A 23,609-nucleotide genomic window follows, 5' to 3' on the forward strand; every position below is an offset into this window, starting at 1 on the left:
TTATATGATACAATCGATGACAGGTTTTGGTAAAGCTTCTTTGCAATTACCAACCAAAAAAATTACCGTAGAAATAAAATCGCTAAACAGTAAAGGTTTAGATTTAAATACGCGTATGCCTTCTGTTTTTCGTGAAATGGAATTGGGTTTACGCAATCAAATTTCGCAACGACTAGAACGTGGAAAAGTTGATTTTTCACTTTATATCGAAGTGACTGGCGAAGAAACCACTTCTAAAATAAATGTGCCGATTGTAAAAGGGTACATCAACCAAATGAAAGCGGTGATTCCAAATGCAGATGAAACGGAATTGATGAAAATGGCGGTTCGTATGCCCGATGCTTTAAAAACAGAACGCGATGAAATTGATCCGAACGAATGGAAGCAAATTCAAACCGTAATTGATGAAGCTTTAAACAATATTGCTACTTTTAGAAAAGACGAGGGTGCTTCTTTAGACAAGGAATTTCAATTGCGAATTGCGAATATCGAACGATTGATGAATGAAGCCGTTTCTTATGATGCAGAACGTGTTGAAACTGTGAAAACAAAACTTCGCACCGCTTTAGACGAATTAAAAGTGAATGTAGATGAAAATCGTTTTGAACAAGAATTGATTTTTTATCTAGAAAAATATGATATTACCGAAGAGAAAGTACGTTTAGGAAATCACTTGAACTATTTCATTGAAACCGTTAGCGGAAACGAAGCAAATGGTAGAAAATTAGGTTTTATTACCCAAGAAATGGGGAGAGAAATTAATACGATGGGTTCTAAATCAAATCATACCGAGATGCAAAAATTGGTGGTGATGATGAAAGATGAATTGGAAAAGATTAAGGAACAAGTACTGAACGTATTGTAAATTGTTGACTAACAATTTATAATTTTAGAATTTATAAAATGCAAAAAGGAAAATTACTAGTGTTCTCAGCGCCTTCAGGTTCAGGAAAAACTACAATAGTTAAACATTTATTAGCCCAACCCGATTTAAATTTAGAATTCTCCATTTCGTGCACAACACGCGAAGCTAGAGGCGAAGAAGAACACGGAAAAGATTATTATTTCATTTCTTGGGAAGAATTTAAAAAGCACATTAAAGCGGAAGAATTTGTGGAATGGGAGGAGGTTTATACCGATAATTTTTACGGAACATTAAACGCAGAAGTGGAACGCATTTGGGCTTTAGGAAAACACGTTATTTTCGATATCGATGTTGCTGGAGGATTGCGAATTAAAAGTAAATTCCCTAACGAAACCTTAGCTGTTTTTGTAAAACCGCCCAGTGTGGACGAATTAAAACGCCGCTTAAAACAACGTTCTACCGAAAGTGAAGACAAAATCAATATGCGCATTGCAAAAGCTTCCGTTGAATTAGCCACAGCACCACAATTTGACACCATCATCAAAAACTATGATTTGGATGTTGCCAAAGAAGACGCCTATCAATTGGTGAAAGATTTTATAAATAAATAATTATAGCGATGCGATTCATCGCGCCTTTATTATAAATTAATAATATGAAAATCGGATTGTATTTTGGAACCTTTAATCCCATTCACATTGGCCATTTAATTATCGCCAATCATTTGGCCGAACATTCCGATTTGGATCAAATATGGATGGTCGTAACGCCGCACAATCCGCACAAGAAAAAAAGCACGTTGCTAGATGATTACCATCGCCTTGAAATGGTTCATTTGGCAACAGAGAATTATCCTAAAATTCAGCCTTCCGACATTGAATTTAAATTACCTCAACCCAATTATACCGTGAATACGTTGGCGCATTTACAAGAGAAATTTCAGAGTCACGAATTTTCATTAATTATGGGTGAAGACAATTTAAATTCACTCCACAAATGGAAAAACTATGATGTAATTCTTCAAAATCATAATATTATTATTTATCCAAGATTACATTCGGGCGAAATTGATGCCCAATTTGTAAATCTTCCGGAATTTCGAGATAAAATTCAAAAAATTGAGGCACCTATTATTGAATTATCGTCAACTTTTATTCGCGAAAGCATAAAAAATGGCAAAAATGTAATTCCGATGTTGCCCAATAACGTATGGCAATATGTGGAGCACAATTTGTTTTATAAGAAATAAAAATGCCGATTTCTCAATCGACATTTTTTATATAAAACAGTTACTTAAAAAATTTTTGATCGCCGAACAGTAATCAAACAATATTTTATTTTTTATTAGCTCTAATTTCATTGATTACCTCAGAGGCTTGGTTTCCCAACTCATAACCGTTAAAAAAAACAGCTGCTAAAATATTTTCAACGTTTTTATCTTTATCCAAACTTGTTCCAGAAAGTATGCTTTGAAAAACAATAGGCACCACTTTTGTTTTCATTAACAATAATTCTTCTCTTAAATAAAATTTTGTTTCTGGATTTATTCCACCAAAAGTGTAATATTCTCCAATTAATATGTTTTTAACATCTAGCACTTTATATGAAAAATTATCTTTTCCTAAAGCATCTTTTTCAACCGATCTCGCTATTGAACCAACTCTCACATTGTTGCAAAAAATATTTCCAGCTTTATCCACAGCGGTTTTCTTGCTAACATATAACTCACGCGCTTGTCTAATTTTTTCAACAATATCCAATTCTTTTTGCTCCATTTTTACAGAAATTCTCTCACTTTTATCGGAAAGAAATGTATTAAGAACGGTTTCATTAACTCCATCAAGACTTAACAATGGTAAATTCTCTTTTAAAAGATTTCCAATTATATTCTTTTCGAAAGCTAATCCAGAAAAAATTAAATCAAATGGAATTTCATTCGTGTTTTGATTATTTATGTCCGAAATTAGTACCCAAGTTGAAGTTGAACCATCAGAGAATCTTTTTGACTTCACTTCAGCAGTAAATTTTGGTTCGTCATTTAGAGTGGAAACTGTATAAATTCTTTTCTTATCGTCGATCTTAGCAATTGCTTTTTCATCTACAAGGATTTGGTTTTTCTTTACTTTAATTTTCTGTGCCTGACTAAAAACACTCATTAAGACAAGTGCAACCGTAAACAATTGATTTTTCATTTTATATATAAATTTGTCCATTAAATTATTTTGTAATTTTCTACTTACAAATAATAATTAGACGCAAATGTAAACTAATTCTATATTTAATTTTGTAACTAAATTAAAAAAGAGAGGTTTTAACGCAATATTAAACTCCTCAATTCATTCTTCACATCTTCTAAAATCGAATTTAAAGTATCGTTTTTTCGAGCTAACAAATAAATTTCAGTTTCAGGCATTTTTGAACTGTTCCACACCAATTGAATTTTATTTTCTTGTAATAATTGCTTGGCATTAATATCCCAAACTACGGAAACTCCGGAATTATCAGCTAAAGCGTTAAGCATTTCTGATTCAGACGGAATAATATAATTCGACACAATAGAGGGTCTTTTTTTGTCGAAGACATACAACCAAAATAACTTCACGTGCGGAATTCCCGCATCATAATTATACCATTTTTGGTGGTTTAACCAAAGTTCTACATTGGTATAATTCTTATTTTTAATATCTTTTTTAACGCTTTTTAAATCCAGATTGTTACTTCCAACAATTATTTGTTTAATGATGCCCAACTCTTTTTGGATCGTATCAAAAGTGTCGTATTTTTTAGAAACAATTGCAAAATCAATCTTCTTACTATCTACCAAATTAAACAATTCGTCATTTTCTGCGTAATTAAAATCAATAAAATCAAATTTCGAAAGTAGTTTTGCACCAATACTTCGAAATAAATGTTTCGATATTCCTACAGAAACTAATTTATTGGCATTAAATGCTTTTTCTCTAAAACCACTTTCCACACTTTCTAATCGGTCTAATGCTTCTATGATTAAATTATTTAGTAACTTAGCATATTCTGTTGGCTCTACACCTTTTGATTTTCGTGTGAACAATTTGTAACCTACGTGCGCTTCCAACATTGAAATTTGCTGACTTACTGCAGGTTGACTAATAAATAATTCTTTTGCTGCGAGTGAAAAATTTCCGTTTTTGTAAACCGATTTAAACGTTCGATACCATTCTAAATTAACCATTGCTATAAATATATTTATCACAAACATAATTTAAATTATTTTTACTAATATCATTAATGTAGTAAATTTGTAAAAAATAAATTATGAAAAACATCGCAATAGCTTTAATGGTTGTATTAAACTTTAGTTGTAAAGAAAATACGCCAGAAACAGTTCAAGAAACACAGCTAATAAAAAAAGAAACTATGAAAAAAGTATTATTTGTTTTAACTAGTCACGACGACCTAGGAAACACAGGAGAAAAAACAGGATTTTGGATTGAAGAATTTGCAGCTCCTTATTATGAATTGATTGATCAAGGAATTGAAGTTACAATCGCTTCTCCTTTAGGTGGACAGCCACCAATTGATCCAAAAAGTGCTGATCCAAGTGCTGCAACTGAAGACACCAAAAGATTTGACGGCGATGCAGGTTTACAAGAAAAATTAGCTAATACATTAAAATTAGCAGCCATTAATCAAGCTGACTATGACGCAGTTTTTTATCCCGGCGGACATGGGCCATTATGGGATTTAGTATCCGATAAAAATTCTATCGCTTTAATAGAATCTTTTTACACAAACAACAAACCAGTTGCCTTTGTTTGTCACGCTCCAGCGGCTTTGAAAAATGTTAAAGTAAATGGAGAATATTTAGTTAAAGGTAAAAAAGTTACAGGTTTTACAAACGAAGAGGAAGAAGCTGTTGGTTTGACTAAAGTTGTCCCGTTTTTATTAGAAGACGCATTAAAAGCAAATGGTGCTATTTATAGTAAAATTGAAAACTGGGCACCTTATGCAGTTGAAGATGGTTTATTGATTACAGGTCAAAATCCTGCTTCTTCTAAACTAGTAGCTCAAAAATTATTACAACAATTAAAAAAATAAAAAATGAATAATTTCGATTTATACAATCCGGTAAATTATGTTTTTGGAAAAGGGCAAATTGCAAAACTATCAGAATTAACTCCAAAAAATACTAAAATTCTTATCGCTTATGGTGGTGGAAGTATTTTCAAAAATGGTGTTTACGACCAAGTAAAAGCAGCTTTAGACGGATATGAAATTGTAGAATTTGGAGGAATTGAACCCAACCCAAAGTATGAAACTTTGATGAAAGCGGTTGAAATCATCCGAACAGAAAAAATCGAATTTATTTTAGCTGTTGGTGGTGGAAGTGTAATTGATGGTGTGAAATTTATTTCAGCTGCTGTTAATTATGAAGGAGACGCCGCAGATATATTAAGAAAAAAAATACTTTTCAAAGAAGGTTCAAATGTGATTCCTTTCGGAACAGTTTTAACTTTACCAGCAACAGGTTCTGAAATGAATTCGGGCGCCGTGGTTACTATTAATGCAACACAAGAAAAATTAACTTTAGGCGGAAGTGCTTTGTTTCCAAAATTCTCAATTGTAGACCCAACGGTAATTACATCTTTACCAAAAAGACAATTGCAAAATGGAGTTGTAGATGCTTTTACACACGTTATGGAGCAATATTTAACTTATCCGCACGATGCTTATTTACAAGATCGTTTTTCGGAAAGTATTTTACAAACGCTGATTGAAATTGGTCCGGAAGTAGTTGAAAATCCATCAGACTATAAATTGGCTTCAAACTTTGTTTGGAGTGCGACTATGGCTTTGAACGGATTAATTCAAAAAGGCGTTCCTTCGGATTGGGCAACACATATGATTGGTCACGAATTAACGGCTTTATATGAAATTGATCACGCAAGAACACTGGCAATCATTGCACCAAGTTTATACCGCGTAATGTTTGAAACTAAGAAAGACAAATTAGCTCAATATGGTAAACGCGTTTGGAATCTAACAGGTTCAACGGATGAAATAGCAGAAAAAGCAATCGAGAAAACAGTAGCATTTTTCCATACAATGGGAATGAAAACTAAACTTTCAGAAAACGCTGAAAATTATGAAAAAACAGCTGATTTTATCGTAAATCGTTTTGAAGAAAGAGGTTGGAAAGCTTTGGGAGAAAAACAAAACATTACTTTAGAAAAGGTTAGAGAAATAGTTGAAATGAGCTATTAAATTAGATATTCGGATATTCCGATGATGGATTTTCGGATAAAATAATTATAGTTTTGTTAATCACTAAAAAAGCGCTCAGGTTAATAACTTGGACGCTTTTTTAATGCAATAAAAATATGTAATCCAATTATAATCAACGTATTACATTTTAAAAATTCATGATTTTGAATTTAAACTGCACTTTTAATACTAAAATTTAAAACAACAGTTTTCACAATTTCATTTGATAATGCATTTTAAATCGTTAATTTTGATTTTCTAATTAGATTTATAAATGGAAATAAAGCCAAAATTTGCAGTAATAGGAGGAGGAAGCTGGGCAACTGCAATTGCAAAAATGCTTTGTGAGAACCAAGATGAAATTGCTTGGTATATGCGAAGTACAACCGCCATTGAGCATTTAAAACACCAAAAACACAACCCAAATTACTTGAGTTCGGTTGCGTTTGATACCAATAAATTAAAACTTACAAACGATATCAACGAAGCAGTTGCTTATGCTGATTATGTTATTTTTGTGGTTCCTTCTGCTTTTTTGAGCAAAGAATTGGAAAGTTTGACAGAAAGTTTAGAAGGTAAAGTGATTTTCTCTGCGATTAAAGGAATTGTTCCAGAATCGAGCTTAATTGTGGGTGAACATTTTCATACCAAATACGATATTCCGTTTGAAAATATTGGCGTAATTACGGGTCCATGTCATGCGGAAGAAGTAGCTATGGAACGTTTATCGTACTTAACCATTGCTTGTAGCGATAGAAAAAAAGCCAAATATGTGGCTAAAAATCTAAGCTCACACTACATCAAAGCAAAAACTACGGATGATATCATTGGAACAGAATATGCAGCTGTTTTAAAAAATATTTATGCTATTGCAGCAGGAATTGCACATGGGTTAGGCTATGGCGATAACTTCCAAGCAGTATTAATGAGCAATGGAATTCGCGAAATGAAGAAATTCATTAGTAAAGTCCACAAAATGAAGCGTAACATAAATAATTCGGCTTATTTAGGTGATTTATTGGTTACGGGATATTCTATCTTTTCTAGAAATAGAATGTTTGGAAATATGATTGGAAAAGGCTACACCGTAAAATCTGCACAAATGGAAATGAGTATGGTGGCAGAAGGATATTACGCAGTAAAAAGTGCTTACAAATTAAACAAAGAATACGGAGCAGACACACCAATTATTGATGCTGTTTACGAAATCTTATACGAAAACAAAGACGCGAAGGCAGTTTTCAAAGAATTAACAGATAAATTGAATTAATTTTCAAATATTCTCGTTATGGCATAAAAAAGACGTAAATATTTGATTATCATTTATTTGTATCTTTTTTGATAAAAATTAAAATTTTACAAGACATTGAATTTCAGATTGTTAACTCCATTTCTCTTGGTAAAAAAATGATGTATTAAATTTGCAAAAAAAATAATTTATGATTGCACTTCAAACGAAAGTAGACCATTTGATTAACCATCCTGTAATTTTAAGCATATTTGCTGTTGTAATTATAGCAATGCTTATGCTAGATTTAGGAGTACTGAATAAAAAAAGCCACGTTGTCTCAAATAGAGAAGCGGCAATTTGGTCCGTAATTTGGATTTCCTTTGCGATGGGATTTAGTGGTATAATTTATCATTATTTAGGAGCAGAGCAATTCATGCAATTTCAAGGCGCGTATTGGATTGAAAAAGCGCTTTCTGTAGATAACCTTTTTGTATTTATTTTGGTATTTGGCTATTTTAATGTCGCCAAAGAAGCCCAACACAAAGTATTATTCTGGGGGGTCCTCGGCGCACTATTTTTTAGAGCTATTTTCATTTTTACAGGCGTTTGGATTTTAAATTACACCTATTTACCAGAAATGGAGCTTTTTGGACAAACTGTAAAAATCAATTACTTGCTAACCATCTTTGGAGTTATTTTAATTGTTGCTGGAGTAAAATCTTGGTTCAGCCACGGTGAAGATGATGGTGATAAAGATTTTTCTAAAAGTCCGGGTTCAAAATTAGTGCATCGTTTTTTTAAAGTAAGTGATAATTTTGATGGTGATAAATTTTTTACCATCGAAAATGGTATAAAAATGGCAACACCTTTGTTTGTAGTGGTTGTAATTATTGAGTTAACCGATTTGCTTTTCGCCGTAGATAGTATTCCCGCTATTTTTGCAATTGCACCAGATGATCCGTTTATTTTATATACTTCAAACATATTTGCCATTTTAGGACTTCGGTCGCTTTATTTTTTATTAGCAAACTTTATGTATATGTTTAGCCGTTTGCATTATGGATTAGCTATTATTCTAAGTTTTATTGGTGTAAAAATGTTAGTAGCTCCGTTTTTCCATATTCCTACTCCAGTGTCATTAGGAGTTGTTGGGGGAGTCTTAATAATTTCTGTCGTTTGGTCGTTATTATTTCCAATTAAAACATAAAATAAACGTAGGATTTATAAAAAATTATTCAAAGAAAACATCTGGATTATCGGTTATTTTAAGTTTTAAAATGTATTCTTTAAACTTATTTTTTTTAGAAGTATCCCATTTTTTTACATTGGGATCACTTAGTTCTTTCAATACAATTTTTTCTAAACTCGCAATTTCTGTTCCGGCTTTATGACCGGTTTCAAAATCTTTTAACTTATCTAAATTGTTAATCCAATATTGAAAAAAACCATTTTCGGTAGAATTAACAACTTGTTTCAGTATGATATAACTTTTATTCGTTGGTAATTCCTCTTTTTTAAAGGATTCGAAAAGTTGTTGTGCTACTTTGTTGAGCGTTGTTTCGTTTTGATTCACCTTTAACATATCGCAATATGCATATAGTGTACGAACCGAACGATCTCCCGCCTCGTATTTTGCCTTTAGGCCAGAAGTGTTATAATCCGGAAGAACCGCTTTTTTAGCTTCGTTAATCACGTGTTCTGAAGTAACTGTTACGCCACTATGATGCAAGAACTTTTGATTCTTGTCGAAATATAAAAGTACGGGAACGCTTTCAAAATGAAGATTTGCTTTGGTAATGAAATTATTATCTTCTTCCGAAAGTGATTCGTTTGAATTCATCGCGTAACTGATGAATCGCCTGTTATAAAAGGTCGAAACTTCTTGATCTGATCGAAGTAAATCGCCCAAACGCTTACACACCGAACAATCTGAATTGTAATATTCAATAAAAACAGGCTTGTTTTGTTCTTTTGCTTTTTTAAATGCTTCCGAAAGCGAAGATTCAAAGACAACTTGTGCATTTAGCAAAACACTCGTTAACAACATAAAACTAAAATAGACTTTTTTCATGGCTTTCCTTTTTTAAAAGTAATTATTCGCGACAACAAAACGTTCCCGTGTTACTTAATTAAATTGTAGCATTAGTTCATCAAAAAGAACACCAACTTTCTAATTTTTCAATCTTTAAAAAATAAAGTGTTGCTTTAAAAAAGTGTGTGGATAAATTTAAACAATCAATATACCAGAAAATAAATTATTTTCCTATTATCCCTTTTTTGTTGATAATCGGTAAATCTAAAGTGGCTTCTTCTAAAAAATCGCTGACTTCAAAAACAAACGATTTATCAAACATTGTATTGCCAATAAAGTAAGCCAACATAAATTCGTTATTCAATTGCAAAACATTATTTTCCAACAATTCTACTTTAGTTGCGGTTCTTGGTTCCACTTTTGCAAACGCGTGACGAAAAGAACCCGTTTTACGCTCTTCTCCATTAATTAAACCATAAGCACGAGAAACCACCGTAGCCATTTCTAGTAAATTATCAGTATCGTTCACTAAATAAGCGTACCAAGAATTTTCTAAAAAATCATCATTCCATTCTTTAAATGCCACAATATGAACACCTTCAACTATTGGGATTATAATATCTTTTTTCATTTTTGTAAATAAAAAGACCTAACAGCTTTTGGAAACCTGCTAGGTCTAGTAATTATATATTTGATTTAAATTGCTCTAAGAAACGGACATCGTTTTCATAAAACATTCGAATATCGCCAATTTGATACAACAACATTGCAATACGTTCTACTCCCATTCCGAAGGCAAAACCAGTATGTTCGTCTGGATTAATTCCGCAGTTTTTCAAAACATTTGGATCGACCATTCCGCAACCACCAATTTCTAACCAACCGGTTCCTTTGGTAATTCGGTAATCAGTTTCGGTTTTTAAACCCCAATAAATATCGATTTCTGCACTTGGTTCTGTGAAAGGAAAATAAGAAGGTCTTAAACGAATTTTTGACTTTCCGAACATTTCTTTCGTGAAATATAATAAGGTTTGTTTTAAATCGGCAAACGAAACATCTTTATCAATGTATAAACCTTCTACTTGATGGAAAATACAATGAGAACGCGATGAAACGGCTTCATTACGGAAAACTCTTCCTGGAGAAATTGTACGAATCGGCGGTTGATTATTTTCCATATAACGCACCTGAACGGATGAAGTGTGTGTTCGCAACAAAACATCAGGATTCGTTTGGATGAAAAATGTATCCTGCATATCTCTTGCCGGATGATATTCTGGTAAATTTAAAGCAGTGAAATTATGCCAATCGTCTTCGATTTCTGGACCTTCGGATACGTTAAATCCGATGGTTGAAAAAATATCAATCATTTGGTTCTTCACAATCGAAATTGGATGACGAGAACCCATATTCATCGTTTCTCCAGGACGCGTTGTATCGCCATAAATTCCTTTTGCTTCTTCTTTATTTTCTAAAGCGTCTTGAATGGTTTTCACCTTTTCTTCAGCCGTAGTTTTAAGCTCATTTATAATTTGACCAAATTCTTTCTTTTGTTCGTTTGGAACATTCTTGAATTCGGCAAAAAAGTCTTTCAACAAGCCTTTGCTTCCCAAATATTTAATTCGGAAAACTTCTAATTGTTCTTTATTATCAGTTTGAAAAGCTTTTGCTTCTTCAATATGGGCTTTAATCGTTTCTATCATCAGACTTATTATAAAGGTGCAAAATTAAACAATTTGTTTCAAGTTTCAAGTTTCAGGTTGTCTAAAACTTCAGAAATGAAAAATGGTTACTTTATTGGATACTAATCTATCAATTCTTTTTCTAAAAAATAACTCACAATCGCTTCTTTCATCAATACCGATTGTTCTCCTGCTTTTAACGGCGGTAATTCTTCTTTTACGATATAATGAGGCCAGCCGTCGTTATCAAAATATTCGAATTGGTAATAACCGTAAGGTTCTAACAAACGGCAAATAGCAATATGCATCAGGTTTAATTTTTCGTCTTTTTTGAATGCTACATTAATTTTTCCTAATTCTTGCACACCAATTAAGTAAATGATTCCTTCTAAATCAAGGTCTTCTCCGCTAGAAAAACGATCGGATAATTTAGCAACAACGCTTTCCCAACGTTCTTTTAATTGTATATCTCTGGACATTATTTTAAAGTTTGAAGTCGGAATATAGAATTTAGAAGTTTTCTAGTATTCCAATAATATTTATGCAAAGATAACACAGAAAACAAGTTTCAACAATTCTTTTATCTTTGCGGATGAATCTATTTTGTAAAATATGAGTTTTATTGATATTATTTTTGCCGTTTTATTGAGTTTTGCCGTTTACAAAGGTTTGAAAAACGGACTTTTCGTGGAAGTTGCCTCGTTTTTTGCTTTGATTGCTGGAATTTATTTAGCGATTAAGTTTTCGCACTTGATGGGAGCAATTCTTGGCGACACTTTTGCTTCTTGGAATCCAAAATATATTGAAATTACCGCTTTTGTGATTACATTTTTAATTGTAGTAGTCGGAATTCACTTATTAGCAAAAATCATCACTAAAATAGCCGATTTTGCTTATTTAGGATGGATTAATAAATTAGCTGGAGTCGTTTTTAGTTTATTAAAAACAATTTTAGCATTAAGCGTTGTGTTATTCATTTTTGAAAAAATCAACGTAAACAATATGTTGCTATCTGAAGAAAAACAAGAAGCTTCTATTTTTTACAATCCGATAAAAGAGATTTCAAGCGCCATTTATCCAAGTATTGAAGAATGGTATTCGAATATTAAGTCGGAAGTAATTGGTGAGGAGGAAGTAGAATAATATTATTCTGTAACCCCAATTATCACTCCAAAATCTCCATCAAGTTGTTCCCAATTTTTTTCAGGCAAATAGGTTCTAGAAACAAACCCATCTAAATATAATGCGTTTTTACAACCGAGCTTTTTGAAAAAATCAGCAAATTCATAAAAATTGATTTCTTTTTTCGAGATTACAAATACAACTTCATTGTTTGGTAGAATTCCTACACCATTTCGGATGTTCAAATTAGTCGATTTCTCTTTAAAAGCTGAATGAACAGTACCATCTATTACTAGCATTGGCCCAGATTGTGTAGCGTATTTTATATTTATATTATTTCTAAAATCTTCGGTTTTAGAAATAACTGCATTGTTATCTGTCGTTATGTAAAAAATACCATTTGGTTTTAAATAAAAATTGCCATTTCCACTCGAAGTATCAATTTTTGTTTTGATTATCTTGTCTTCTATATATAAGCCTTGCGGAGAACGATCTTTTTTATACATTCCTCCATTTGTTGAAAACAGTAATTTTTTATTATTAGTTTTAAGCCAAATATTAAGGTTTTCGGCGTTTTTGAGGTTTTCGCCTTTTTCATTCTTCCAAAAAAATATTATTTTTTGTGTTTGTGGATTTGCAACGTAAACAATAAAACGGTCATCAGCAATTTGTGAAGATTTCGACTGGGAAAAGAAACCAACAGAAAATATTGCTATGATTACAAATACGATGTAAGTTACTTTTCTTCTCATTTTAAAAATATTATATACTATGCACTTAGAAGAAAATTAAATTCCAAACTAAAAGACTGATCACTGAAAACTGACCACTGAAAACTATTTTTTCACTTCCTTAATAGCGTCTTTCGCAATCCACGCTTTCGTTTTGTCTGATAATTCTACTTGTTTCCAATTTCCTAAAGTTTCCAATACCAGAACTTTTGTTCCTTCGTGTAATGTTACAACATCTTCCGAACTGTTTTTAGGTTCTGATTTCAAGGTGGTAGCTTCCGCAAAAACAATTGCTGGATTGTAATTGGCATCGTATTTCTTCTGTAAAAAAGCTGAAAAAACGGTCACGCCAATTCCAATTAAAGACAAAAGAAATAGGGTGAAAAATAAGCGTTTCATCAAAACTGTATTGCCAAAATAATAGCCTAAAAATGCTAGTAAACTTAAAAAAGCGATGACAACAGCCGTCCAAGCCCAAGCATCATAATTAGATTTGGAAGTAAAGTCTTTCACAAGTTTCTTAAACCCAACTTCTTGAACGATTTTAATATCGTCTATTCGCATTTTTTGAGCAAAAGACAGATTGGTCTGAATCGCTTCGTCATCAGGGTTTAAAAGCAATGCTTTTTCGTAATTATAAATGGAAGGAGCAATTTTTCCCAACTTATAATAACAATTTCCAATGTTGAAATACAAATCCGCTGAAACGTTCCCGTCTTTAGCGATTTTTTCAAAGCCGATTAATGCTTCTTCATAGTTTTCTTTGTTGTATGCATCATTTGCTTTTTTAAAAATAGCATCAACTGGTTCGTTTGCTAAGACGAATTGAAAGGCTAGTAAAAAAAGTAAAATATATTTTTTCATTGTTATTTAAGTTTTAACCACAAAGAGCACAACGGAGGCACAAAGTTTTATATTGTTTTTTTAATAATATTACTTTGTATTTATTCACTATTTACAAGACGAATACACAAAGTTATAGGTTTTATAATTGTCCGTTTATTACTCTACGGACTCCATCTTTTAATAATTTTACGTTGAAATTTATTAATAAACCTAATTTACAATTTGTCAATTTCAAATAAGTTAATAATTGTGCTAAATGAACCTCATTTAAAGATTCTACAGCTTTAATTTCAACAATAAACTTATCTTCAATAATTATATCAATTCGATAACCGATATCTAATTTTACTTCTTCATAAATTAAAGGCAATGCCTTCTGTTTTTCAACTTTAAGATTTGACTTTTTTAACTCATAAAATAAACATTCTTCATAAGCACTTTCTAACAATCCAGGACCTAGCATTTTATGAACCTTCAAAGCACTATCAAATACTAATTTAGAAATTTCTTGCTCTGTCATATTTGTTTTTTTTGTGCCTTCTTAGTGCCCTTAGTGGTTATTTCAACTGTTTCTCAAGTTCCGTAATTATTTCAATCGCTCGGTCAAAATCATTGGTCATTGCCGTGTCGGTTGCTGGTGCATATCGTGCATATTCGCAATCGTTCATTAATGCGATAAAATGCGAAATACTAGCTTCCGAAGCGTTTCTTTGTTGCAACAATTCGATGATATTTTCTTTACTCATTTCAACTGTTTCAATGTGCAATTTGGCTTTCAAGAAATTGTGTAATGCTTTTTCCATCGCCATATAAAACGGCACTTTATCGCCCATTTGTTTTTTGGCTTCCGACAAGTATTTCTTCACCAATTTGTTGTTCCTTCTTACTTTGTTTCCAAAAACATCGGCATCTTTCGCTTCTTTTTGTTTTCGTGCCAACATCACAACCGGAATCAACAATAAAGGTGCAAACAACAACGAATAAAACATTCCAGAACCTAAGAAATCGTCTTTTGAAGCCGAAATAAAACTTGTTTTCAACTTATTATATTGGAATACTTCTTTCTTCTGAATCGTGTTTTTATTAGTGTTTTCAGTGTTTGAAACTACAACGTTATCCCCTTCTGCCACATCAATTGTAATTTCATCTGATGTGATAGTTTTGTAGGATTTACTCGCCAAATCATAATACGAAAACTCGATTGGTTTGATCGTATATTTTCCTTTAAATTGAGGAATAATCGTGTATTTATCCGAGATATTTCCAACCATTCCAGTTAATGGTGTTTGCACGTTTTCGGAATGAATAGGATCAAACATTTCCAATGAGTTTGGTACAACTGGTTTTGGAAGTGTAAATAATTTCAAATTCCCTTTTCCAGCAACGCTTACTTCTAAATCTAATGATTCACCCGCTTTTAAACTGGTTTTTGACGGTTTTACTTTAAAATCAAATTGTCCGACAGCTCCAGAAAAACTAGCTGGTTTACCGTTTTCAGGAAGTGGTTTTACATTTATGGTTTGCTTTCCAGTGTTCAGTGATTTTTCAACGGCAGTCATCTCTAATTGTCCAAAAAAGTCACTTCTCCCTGTTGGCACCTCAGCATCGACATCAATTTTAAACGGTTCGATGATTTTCGCTCCAGCTTCTAACGGATAAAGCGTCACTTTTCGCAACACCACCATACTATAATCTTTACCGTTGTATTTTCCTTTTTCGGCACGAAGTTGTTTGATGTCAACATATTGACTCCAGAAATTCTCATATTTTGGAGCTTGAAAATTTCTAAAATTGGAAACCGAACTGTTATACGGGAAATATAATTTATAAACCACTGTAACAGGTTCGTTTACAAAAGGATTTCTTGATGAAACTTCACCCACCAAATGAATTCCTTCGCCAAAATCGTAATTCTGTTGCTGTTGTTGTTGTTGTTGTTGTTGCGGATGCGGATATTGTCCCGGATAAGTGGGCAATTGAACCGGATCTGTAATCGTAATTTTGATCGGTTGGGATTTATAGACGGTTCCATTAAATTCAATTGAAGCCGAACCAATTGTGAAAGTTCCCTTTTTTGTTGGCGTTAAATAGTAAATAACTTGGGTAGAAATCTCTCTTTTCTGCGTCATTCTTCCATTCACAATCGTGATTGACGTTTGATTTCCTTTGTTAATATAAGGTCCTTCTGCCTTAAATCCAGTAATTTTTGGTGCTTGAAAATTATCCCCTTCATTATTAATAGAAAAAGCTAATGGAAATCGTTCATTTAATCCATAAGTATCTCTTTCAACTTGTGCTTCAAATTTTACTTGAGCAGAAATTGAGGCAGAGAAAAATGAAATAAGTATAACTAAAAATATTTTTTTCATAAATTACCAATCTTTTTCATTTGTAGTCGCTCGTGGCTTTACTTTCTTCTCGTTAATCTTATCTTGTAATTTCTTTTCGGCGTTGTTCACCGCATCTAAGATGTTGTCAATTCGTTGTTTGTCGGCTCCGGAAGGTTTTGGCGCTTCGTTTTTATCTTCTTTTTTGTCACCGTCACCTTTGTCTTCTTTTTTGTCTTTATCACCCTTTTCATTCTCTGGATCTTTTTTCTCGTCTCCTTTGTCGTTCTTGTTGTTTTCCGGTTGTGGTTGTTTGTCTTTTCCGCCGTCTTTTTTCTTATCGTCGTTTCCTTTTGGTGGCGGATTTTCCTTTTTCTTTTTCTTCGCTAAAGCGTAATTATAGCGAGTTTCTTCATCTAATGGATTGTTTCGCAGCGCATCTTCATAAGCCTTAGTTGCCAAATCATAATTTTTTTCCAACATAAAGGTATTTCCTAAATTGTGAAAAATACGGTGTTTTTCTTCTTTCGTCTTTGCCGATTCTAACGCTTGAATGTATTTGATTTGGGCTTCACCCGGCTGATTTTGACGGTAAATGCTATTCCCTAAATTATATCCTGCAACCGCTTTTTTGGGTGATTTCTTAGATTCGGTAATGCGATAATCTGCTTCGGCTTTGGTATAACTTTTTTGTTCGAAAGATTGATTTCCTTCAAACAGATTTTTGTCTTTTTCTTGACTAAAAAGCACTCCGCTTATTAACAAAACGATGGTATAAACTATTTTATTCATTTTTCTTCTCGTTAAATAAGTTCAACTTTTGCACCCAAGCCGTTTTTTTCTCTAGCAGGAAAATATCTACTAAAAGCAATAGAAATCCCAATCCTAAAAACCACTGATATTGGGATTCAAAATCGGCAATTTGTTGAGATTCAAATTCTGTTTTTTCAATTTTATCCAATTGTGACTTTACCGCTTCAACTACTTCTTTCGTATTCGAACCATTAATATACTTAGCCTTGGTTTTATCGGAAATGCTTTTTAAAGTTTCCGGATACATTTTCGTGATGACATTATCACCATTTTGATCTTTTTTGTATGAAATGATATTCCCTCGATTATCTTTTATCGGAATCATTGCTCCTTTTTCAGTTCCCATTCCGATGCTGAAAATTCGGACATTTTTATCTTTCGCCATTGCAATCGCTTCGTCGGCACCAACACCGTGATCTTCTCCGTCTGAAACCAAAATAATCAACTTGCTGGTTTCTTTGATGTCGAAATAATCAACTGATAATTTCAACGCATCATTAATTGCAGTTCCTTGAGACGAAACCATATCGGTATTCATGCTTTGCAAATACATTTTTGCAATTCCGTAATCGGTTGTCATGGGCAAAACAGGATAAGCACTTCCGGCATAACCCACAATTCCTACTCTATCATTTCCCAATTCATTGATGATTTGCGAAACCAATTGCTTCGTTTTTTCCAAACGATTGGGTGCAATATCTTCGGCCAACATACTTTTTGAAATATCCACCGCAAACACAATATCAATTCCTTGACGTTTCACGGTTTCCATCTTGGTTCCCATTTTTGGGTTTACTAAAGCAATCACCAAACAAGCGAATGCCAACGACAAAACAACAATTTTTAAAACCGGTTTAAAAGTTGATTTTTCGGGACTTAACTTTTTGAACAATTCCAAATCTGAAAACTGGGCTTGCTTTTTTCTTTTCCAAACTAAATTGAATAGAAAAAGAACCACTAGAATTGGAATCAGTGCTAATAAATAAAAATATTTCGGGTTTTCTAATTCAAACATTTTCTTTCTTTCTAAACAATTCCTCTAAAAACTGAATTTCGTAATAAAACTTCAACTCCTAATAATAGGAAGGCAATCAATAAAAACGACTTGTATTTTTCATCGTAATTATAGAATTTCTTCTCATCGACTACTGTTGTTTCTAACTTATTGATATCGTCGTAAATTTCTTTTAATTTTTCTGTTGATGTTGCTCTGTAATATTTCCCATCGGTTGTTTTTGCGATTTCCTGCATTAATTTTTCATCAATTTCAACGGGCATCATTTTAAAAACTAATTTTCCATTGGCATCTTTTGCTACTGGGAACATTGCTTTTCCATTCGTACCAATTCCAATTGTGTACACTTTTAAACCATATTGTTTCGCAATATCTGAAGCCATTCTTGGATCAATTGTTCCAGAATTATTTACACCATCGGTTAACAAAATAATAATTCTGCTTTTCGCTTTGCTGTCTTTAATTCGGTTGATGGCTGTTGCTAATCCGACACCGATTGCAGTTCCATCAGCAATAATAGAATCGTCATAACCAATGTTTTTTAAGGATTGTAAAATAATTGCCTTGTCGGAAGTGATAGGAGTTAATGTATAACTTTCCGATGCATAAACCACTAATCCAATTCGATCGTTGACTCTATCTTGCACAAATGTTGAAGCTACTCTTTTCAAGGCTTCTAGTCGGTTAGGTTTGAAATCTGTTGCCAACATACTACTGGAAACGTCAATTGCCATTACGATATCAATTCCTTTAGTAGTTTTCGATTTCGATGTAACATCTACACTTCTTGGTCGAGCTAAAGCAATAATGATGAAACTCAAAGCCAACAATCGTAATACATATAAAAATGGTTTCGCTTTGGCTAAAAAAGTCTGATTTTGTTTAAATACCGAAACCGAAGGCATTTTTACGGAAGCCGAAAGTTGATTTCGCTTATAAAACAACCAAGCAATTGCGATTGGAATTAGTAAAAACAACCAAAAAAATTCCGGATTTAAAAAGGTTACTTTTCCCATCATTTCTTAGCTTTTCTTAGTTCAATTGAATTCTGGATTTTCTCCATAATCTGGTGTGCATATTCGTCCTCTTCCTTACAAATTAGGAAAAATTCTTGTGCGCCACCCGCTTGTGCAAAAACCACAATTTCATAACTCATTTTTTGGTCTTCCTTTTTGATTTCGTTGAAAGTTGTAAACGTTCCAAATGCTTTTTTACCCGAAAGTCCTTTTACATTTTCAAAATCTACTGTTTTCACGATGATATTTTTCGCGCCTAAGCGTTCTAATTCTTTTAAATCGGCTTCAAGAGCAACTTCGATATCAATTTGAGTGGTATCCTTAAAAGCAGTTGTGATTAAAACCGTTGAAAAATCGTCAATAATACTTCCATAAGCAAATCGGTTGATTGCTTTTACGTTTTCTGGCAGGTTATTTTGAATTTTTTCGTCATTATTTCGGACTAATACTTTTGGAGTTTCAATTACAATTGCGGGTTCGCCATATTCCGAAGTAATCCATTCTTTTTGCAACAATTCTTTAGTGGAATAGCCGATATAATTTTCTTTCAAATAATCCAATCCGAAAGTAAAAGCAAAAATTGCAAGAGATATCACAAAAAACACAACGGCAATTCCGACTGAAAGAGCAGTTCTGATGTTTTTCTGTTTTTTCAATTCCTTTCTTCGTACTTCTTCAGCAAATAATGCTTCCGATTCTTCTTCTGTTCTTGGTAAAGCTTTGTCGATTATCAACAAAAACTTATCAATTATACCTTTATCTTTTTCAATTTCGAATTGTAATGGTTGTGATTTCGCAAATTTCACTAAATCCGAATTTTCTAAAACGGTTTTAAATTTGGCCAAATCTTCCTTACTTACAAACATTTTCTTTTGGGAAATTGCTTTTTTCAAGGCCGTTAACAATTCGCTTGAGGTGCTTTCCATTGCTGGAATATCTACCGATTCTTCGATGTAAGTTCGAGCAATATCGGTCATTTCGGAATAGTATTCTTTAACTTCTCCTCTTTGAACCAATTGTTTTTTATCTAAATTTTGAAGGTAATTAATCGCTTTTTCGATTGGCGACGCAAATATTTCTTCTTTAGAAGCTTTTGCTTTTTGCAATCGTTTAATTATAAAATACGAAGCAAAACCCGAAGCCAGAATTAATGCCAACAAAACCAACCATTTCCACCATTCGCTACTCGGTTCTTCTTCCGTGGCGATGATGTTTTTGATGTCATACATTTGTTGTTTGGTGGTGTCCACTTTTACAGGATTCACCAAAATGGAAAGTGAATCGGTAGTAAATTCCTTTTGATTGATTTTTACAACTAATTTCGGAATCGAATAACGACCCGAATCGAATTGGGTTAACCCGTATTTCTTGATTAATTCGTATTGGGAATTATTTTTTATGGTATCAATTGGATACGATTCCAACACTTCCAAATAACCAAAATTCTTCGAATTAGGGAAAACTACTTTGTCTTTTTCGTTAACCGAAGCTTTAATAATCAGATTAAACTGCGATCCTATTTTAATTTCGGTGGAATCAATAGCCGTGGTGATTTTTTGGGCGGAACCCAAAAAACTAAAAAACAATAAAATATATAAGTAAAAATTCTTTTTCATTTATTTTTCCTTAATTACGTGCTTTAAAATAGCCCAATAATTTGGTTACATAACTTTCATCAACTCGTGCACTGATGGTTCCGGCACCACATTTTGAGAAAATATCTCTGAAATACGTTACGTTTTCGCGATAGTCTTTTTCATAAGCCGTTCGCACTTTTTTTGATGTGGTATCGACCACTAGGTTTTCGCCAGTTTCGGCATCTACCATAGTTACGATTCCTATGTTTGGAAGACTTTCTTCTCTTTGGTCAAATACTCGAATTCCGGTTACATCGTGTCTTTTTGAAGCAATTTTCAAAGTATGTTCATATTCCGAAGTCATAAAATCAGAAATCAAAAACACAATGGCTTTCTTTTTCAAAACACTTGACAAATACTTCAAGGCTTGAGCTAAATCTGTTTTTTGACTTTTTGGTTGGAATTCAATTAACTCACGGATAATTCTCAAAACGTGTGATTTTCCTTTTTTAGGCGGAATAAACAATTCGATTTGGTCCGAAAACAACAATAATCCAATTTTATCATTATTTTGAGTGGCTGAGAAAGCCAATGTCGCGGCGATTTCGGTAACCATATCACGTTTTTGCTGATTTTTTGTACCAAAACTTTCCGAACCCGAAATATCGACTAATAACATCATCGTTAATTCGCGTTCTTCTTCAAAAACCTTTACATAAGGTTCGTTGTAGCGTGCGGTTACATTCCAATCAATTGCTCTAACATCGTCTCCATATTGGTATTGACGCACTTCTGAAAATGTCATTCCGCGTCCTTTAAAAGACGTATGATATTCTCCCGAAAAGATATGATCGCTCAATCTTCGGGTTTTAATTTCAATTTTACGAACTTTTTTTAGAATTTCTTTGGTATCCATTTTTGTTGAGTGATCAGTGTTCAGTTTCCAGTGTTCAGTATTCAGTGTTCAGTGCTACGCTTTTTCTAAAACTGCCTACTGCGACTGAGAACTGCCAACTTCTTTAAGGAACTTCAATTTCGTTTACAATTTTGCTGATGATGTCTTCTGATGTTACATTTTCGGCTTCCGCTTCATAAGTGATTCCGATTCTGTGACGTAATACATCATAAACGACTGCACGAACATCTTCCGGAATTACGTAACCTCTACGTTTGATAAATGCATAACATTTCGCGGCTGTAGCTAAATTGATACTTCCACGAGGCGAAGCTCCAAAACTGATTAATGGTTTTAAACTTTCTAATTTATATTTTTCAGGAAAACGCGTTGCGAAAACAATATCTAAAATGTATTTTTCGATTTTCTCGTCCATATACACTTCGCGAACCGCTTCTTGAGCTCTTAAAATTTGCTCTACCGAAACTACTTGATTTACTTTTTCATAAGTTCCTTTCAAATTTTGACGAATGATTGCGCGCTCGTCTTCCATTTTTGGATAATCGATAATGGTTTTCAACATAAAACGGTCGACCTGAGCTTCCGGTAACGGATAAGTTCCTTCTTGATCAACTGGGTTTTGTGTTGCCATTACTAAGAATGGTTTATCTAATTTAAAGGTTTCATCACCAATTGTTACTTGTTTTTCTTGCATCGCTTCCAACAAAGCCGATTGCACTTTTGCTGGTGCACGGTTAATCTCATCCGCCAAAACGAAATTAGCGAAAATTGGACCTTTACGAATGGTGAAGTCGTTGTCCTTCATATTGTAAATCATAGTTCCTACAACATCCGCAGGCAATAAATCGGGTGTGAACTGAATTCTGCTAAACGATCCGTGAACGGCTTGTGCTAAAGTATTAATCGCTAAAGTTTTTGCTAAACCAGGAACACCTTCTAGTAAAATGTGTCCTTGGCCTAATAATCCAATAAGCAAACGCTCCACCATATGCTTTTGACCGACAATTACTTTGTTCATTTCCATAGTAAGCAAGTCGATAAACGCACTTTCTCTTTCAATCTTTTCGTTGATGGCTCTAATGTCTAAAGTCGAAGTATTTTCTTCCATTTTAAAGTATAATTTGGTGCTGTGAAATTAGCACGTTTTTTTAACACTGCAAATTGTAATTTTTTTTAGATTTTAGTTGTTAACATAGCGTTAAAAATCATTAAAATTTCCCGCTTTTATGAGTGTTTTATGATTCTATTTGCTAATTTTAAGAAATATTTAAAAATCAACAAAATATGTCTATACAACTGTCGCCTATTATTGCTGGAGTTATGAATTGGGGTCTTTGGGATAAAAACCTCAACACAAGAGAAATGAATCACTTAATTCACCTCTTTTATGAAAACGGAATCACCTCTTTTGACCACGCAGATATTTATGGAGGTTATACCACGGAGACTTCTTTTGGAAAAGCTTGGTCCAATTCAAAAATAGCTCGTGAAAAAGTGCAATTTATTTCAAAATGTGGCATTCAGTATATTGCTGAAAGTCGTCCTGAAAATAAAATAAAACATTACGAATATTCAAAAGATTATATTATTTCTTCGGTTGAAAATTCGTTGAAAAATCTACAAACTGACTATTTAGACGTGTTTTTATTACACCGACCAAGTCCGTTGATGCGTGCTAATGAAATTGCAGAAGCTGTTGAAAAATTAAAAGCAGATGGAAAAATATTATCATTTGGAGTTTCGAATTTTACGGCTTCGCAAACGGCTTTAATTCAGAGTAAAACTGAAGTTTCGTTTAATCAAATTCAGTTTTCTGCCACGCATCACGACGCGATGTTAGATGGAAGTTTAGACTTTATGGAATTGCATAAAATTCAGCCTATGGCTTGGAATCCATTAGGCGTTGCTTTTAGAGAAAATACCGATCAAACTTTTCGATTGCGTCAACTTTTGGCGAAATTAGTAGAGAAATATGGTGTTGGTGCTGATATTATTTTATTGGCTTGGGTGAAACAACATCCAGCAAATATTTTACCGGTAGCCGGGACGATAAATGTGAGTAGAATTCAACAATTAATGAAAGCACAAACGTTAGTTTTAGATACGCAAGATTGGTTTGCAATTTGGGCTGAACCAATGGGACATAGGGTTCCTTAAGGAATTACAAGGTTTTAAATAAGAAGTACGAGGTA

25 protein-coding genes are annotated in these 23,609 nt (G+C 33.1%); 9 read left to right on the top strand and 16 right to left on the bottom strand.

Annotated features, from left to right (window positions below):
- The first annotated feature begins 4 nt into the window (after positions 1-4).
- From T1L09_RS11155 to nadD, 3 genes are read left to right on the top strand one after another with little or no spacing between them, the layout of a single operon-like run.
- Positions 5-865, top strand: a complete 861-nt coding sequence (locus tag T1L09_RS11155; protein WP_322551040.1) for a YicC/YloC family endoribonuclease — start codon at positions 5-7, stop codon at positions 863-865.
- Positions 866-903: 38 nt separating this feature from the next.
- Positions 904-1,476, top strand: coding sequence for a guanylate kinase (gene gmk / locus T1L09_RS11160; RefSeq protein WP_322551041.1), 573 nt, complete (start codon positions 904-906; stop codon positions 1,474-1,476).
- Between the two features lie 44 nt (positions 1,477-1,520).
- On the top strand, positions 1,521-2,114 hold the full coding sequence (gene nadD, locus T1L09_RS11165; protein ID WP_322551042.1) for a nicotinate (nicotinamide) nucleotide adenylyltransferase: 594 nt from the start codon (positions 1,521-1,523) through the stop codon (positions 2,112-2,114).
- An 85-nt stretch (positions 2,115-2,199) separates the two neighbouring features.
- On the opposite strand, the gene T1L09_RS11170 is transcribed toward nadD, so the two are convergent.
- Both T1L09_RS11170 and T1L09_RS11175 read right to left on the bottom strand, forming a co-directional pair.
- A complete protein-coding gene (locus T1L09_RS11170) occupies positions 2,200-3,078 on the bottom strand; it encodes a hypothetical protein (protein ID WP_322551043.1) in 879 nt (292 codons plus the stop codon).
- A gap of 98 nt (positions 3,079-3,176) precedes the next feature.
- Positions 3,177-4,097 (bottom strand): LysR family transcriptional regulator, encoded by a 921-nt coding sequence (locus T1L09_RS11175; RefSeq protein ID WP_322551044.1) that lies wholly within the window; start codon positions 4,095-4,097, stop codon positions 3,177-3,179.
- A gap of 62 nt (positions 4,098-4,159) precedes the next feature.
- On the opposite strand from T1L09_RS11175, the gene T1L09_RS11180 reads away from it, so the two are divergent.
- The 4 genes from T1L09_RS11180 (at position 4,160) to T1L09_RS11195 (ending at position 8,547) form a co-directional block, all read left to right on the top strand.
- On the top strand, positions 4,160-4,942 hold the full coding sequence (locus T1L09_RS11180) for a type 1 glutamine amidotransferase domain-containing protein (RefSeq protein ID WP_322551045.1): 783 nt from the start codon (positions 4,160-4,162) through the stop codon (positions 4,940-4,942).
- A 3-nt stretch (positions 4,943-4,945) separates the two neighbouring features.
- Positions 4,946-6,109: an iron-containing alcohol dehydrogenase gene (locus T1L09_RS11185; protein ID WP_322551046.1), complete on the top strand. Its 1,164-nt coding sequence runs from the start codon at positions 4,946-4,948 to the stop codon at positions 6,107-6,109.
- A gap of 274 nt (positions 6,110-6,383) precedes the next feature.
- Complete coding sequence (locus T1L09_RS11190) at positions 6,384-7,379, top strand: NAD(P)H-dependent glycerol-3-phosphate dehydrogenase (RefSeq protein WP_322551047.1); 996 nt, start codon at positions 6,384-6,386, stop codon at positions 7,377-7,379.
- A 169-nt stretch (positions 7,380-7,548) separates the two neighbouring features.
- Complete coding sequence (locus T1L09_RS11195) at positions 7,549-8,547, top strand: TerC family protein (protein ID WP_322551048.1); 999 nt, start codon at positions 7,549-7,551, stop codon at positions 8,545-8,547.
- 24 nt (positions 8,548-8,571) lie between these two features.
- Here T1L09_RS11195 and T1L09_RS11200 read toward each other — a convergent pair whose 3' ends face one another.
- The 4 genes from T1L09_RS11200 to T1L09_RS11215 all read right to left on the bottom strand — a co-directional run bounded on the left by T1L09_RS11200 (position 8,572) and on the right by T1L09_RS11215 (position 11,533).
- On the bottom strand, positions 8,572-9,411 hold the full coding sequence (locus T1L09_RS11200; protein WP_322551049.1) for a thioredoxin family protein: 840 nt from the start codon (positions 9,409-9,411) through the stop codon (positions 8,572-8,574).
- A 184-nt stretch (positions 9,412-9,595) separates the two neighbouring features.
- Positions 9,596-10,003, bottom strand: coding sequence for a hypothetical protein (locus T1L09_RS11205; RefSeq protein WP_322551050.1), 408 nt, complete (start codon positions 10,001-10,003; stop codon positions 9,596-9,598).
- 52 nt (positions 10,004-10,055) lie between these two features.
- Positions 10,056-11,075, bottom strand: a complete 1,020-nt coding sequence (pheS, locus tag T1L09_RS11210; protein WP_322551051.1) for a phenylalanine--tRNA ligase subunit alpha — start codon at positions 11,073-11,075, stop codon at positions 10,056-10,058.
- 101 nt (positions 11,076-11,176) lie between these two features.
- Complete coding sequence (locus T1L09_RS11215; RefSeq protein WP_322551052.1) at positions 11,177-11,533, bottom strand: hypothetical protein; 357 nt, start codon at positions 11,531-11,533, stop codon at positions 11,177-11,179.
- Between the two features lie 133 nt (positions 11,534-11,666).
- Between T1L09_RS11215 and T1L09_RS11220 the strand changes: the two genes are divergently transcribed.
- Positions 11,667-12,197 (top strand): CvpA family protein, encoded by a 531-nt coding sequence (locus T1L09_RS11220; protein ID WP_322551053.1) that lies wholly within the window; start codon positions 11,667-11,669, stop codon positions 12,195-12,197.
- A 2-nt stretch (positions 12,198-12,199) separates the two neighbouring features.
- On the opposite strand, the gene T1L09_RS11225 is transcribed toward T1L09_RS11220, so the two are convergent.
- The 10 genes from T1L09_RS11225 to T1L09_RS11270 form a co-directional block, all read right to left on the bottom strand.
- Positions 12,200-12,928 (bottom strand): phosphodiester glycosidase family protein, encoded by a 729-nt coding sequence (locus T1L09_RS11225; protein WP_322551054.1) that lies wholly within the window; start codon positions 12,926-12,928, stop codon positions 12,200-12,202.
- 84 nt (positions 12,929-13,012) lie between these two features.
- Complete coding sequence (locus T1L09_RS11230; RefSeq protein ID WP_322551055.1) at positions 13,013-13,771, bottom strand: tetratricopeptide repeat protein; 759 nt, start codon at positions 13,769-13,771, stop codon at positions 13,013-13,015.
- A gap of 121 nt (positions 13,772-13,892) precedes the next feature.
- Positions 13,893-14,273 (bottom strand): GxxExxY protein, encoded by a 381-nt coding sequence (locus tag T1L09_RS11235; RefSeq protein ID WP_322551056.1) that lies wholly within the window; start codon positions 14,271-14,273, stop codon positions 13,893-13,895.
- 37 nt (positions 14,274-14,310) lie between these two features.
- Complete coding sequence (locus T1L09_RS11240) at positions 14,311-16,122, bottom strand: BatD family protein (protein ID WP_322551057.1); 1,812 nt, start codon at positions 16,120-16,122, stop codon at positions 14,311-14,313.
- 3 nt (positions 16,123-16,125) lie between these two features.
- Complete coding sequence (locus T1L09_RS11245) at positions 16,126-16,872, bottom strand: tetratricopeptide repeat protein (protein WP_322551058.1); 747 nt, start codon at positions 16,870-16,872, stop codon at positions 16,126-16,128.
- Positions 16,865-17,908 carry a vWA domain-containing protein gene (locus tag T1L09_RS11250; RefSeq protein WP_322551059.1) on the bottom strand — a complete coding sequence of 348 codons (1,044 nt, stop codon included), beginning with the start codon at positions 17,906-17,908 and terminating at the stop codon, positions 16,865-16,867. The genes T1L09_RS11245 and T1L09_RS11250 overlap by 8 nt, the downstream gene beginning before the upstream one ends.
- A gap of 11 nt (positions 17,909-17,919) precedes the next feature.
- Positions 17,920-18,924, bottom strand: a complete 1,005-nt coding sequence (locus tag T1L09_RS11255; RefSeq protein ID WP_322551562.1) for a vWA domain-containing protein — start codon at positions 18,922-18,924, stop codon at positions 17,920-17,922.
- Positions 18,924-20,540 (bottom strand): hypothetical protein, encoded by a 1,617-nt coding sequence (locus T1L09_RS11260; RefSeq protein WP_322551060.1) that lies wholly within the window; start codon positions 20,538-20,540, stop codon positions 18,924-18,926. Before T1L09_RS11260 ends, T1L09_RS11255 begins: the two co-directional genes overlap by 1 nt.
- 10 nt (positions 20,541-20,550) lie before the next feature.
- On the bottom strand, positions 20,551-21,417 hold the full coding sequence (locus tag T1L09_RS11265; protein WP_322551061.1) for a DUF58 domain-containing protein: 867 nt from the start codon (positions 21,415-21,417) through the stop codon (positions 20,551-20,553).
- 103 nt (positions 21,418-21,520) lie between these two features.
- Entirely contained in the window at positions 21,521-22,525 is a 1,005-nt protein-coding gene (locus tag T1L09_RS11270; protein ID WP_322551062.1) for an AAA family ATPase, read from the bottom strand.
- Positions 22,526-22,701: 176 nt separating this feature from the next.
- On the opposite strand from T1L09_RS11270, the gene T1L09_RS11275 reads away from it, so the two are divergent.
- Positions 22,702-23,574, top strand: a complete 873-nt coding sequence (locus tag T1L09_RS11275; protein ID WP_322551063.1) for an aldo/keto reductase — start codon at positions 22,702-22,704, stop codon at positions 23,572-23,574.
- The last annotated feature ends 35 nt before the right edge of the window (positions 23,575-23,609 follow it).

This window comes from Flavobacterium psychraquaticum, assembly GCF_034497725.1.
GTDB classification, from domain to species: domain Bacteria; phylum Bacteroidota; class Bacteroidia; order Flavobacteriales; family Flavobacteriaceae; genus Flavobacterium; species Flavobacterium psychraquaticum.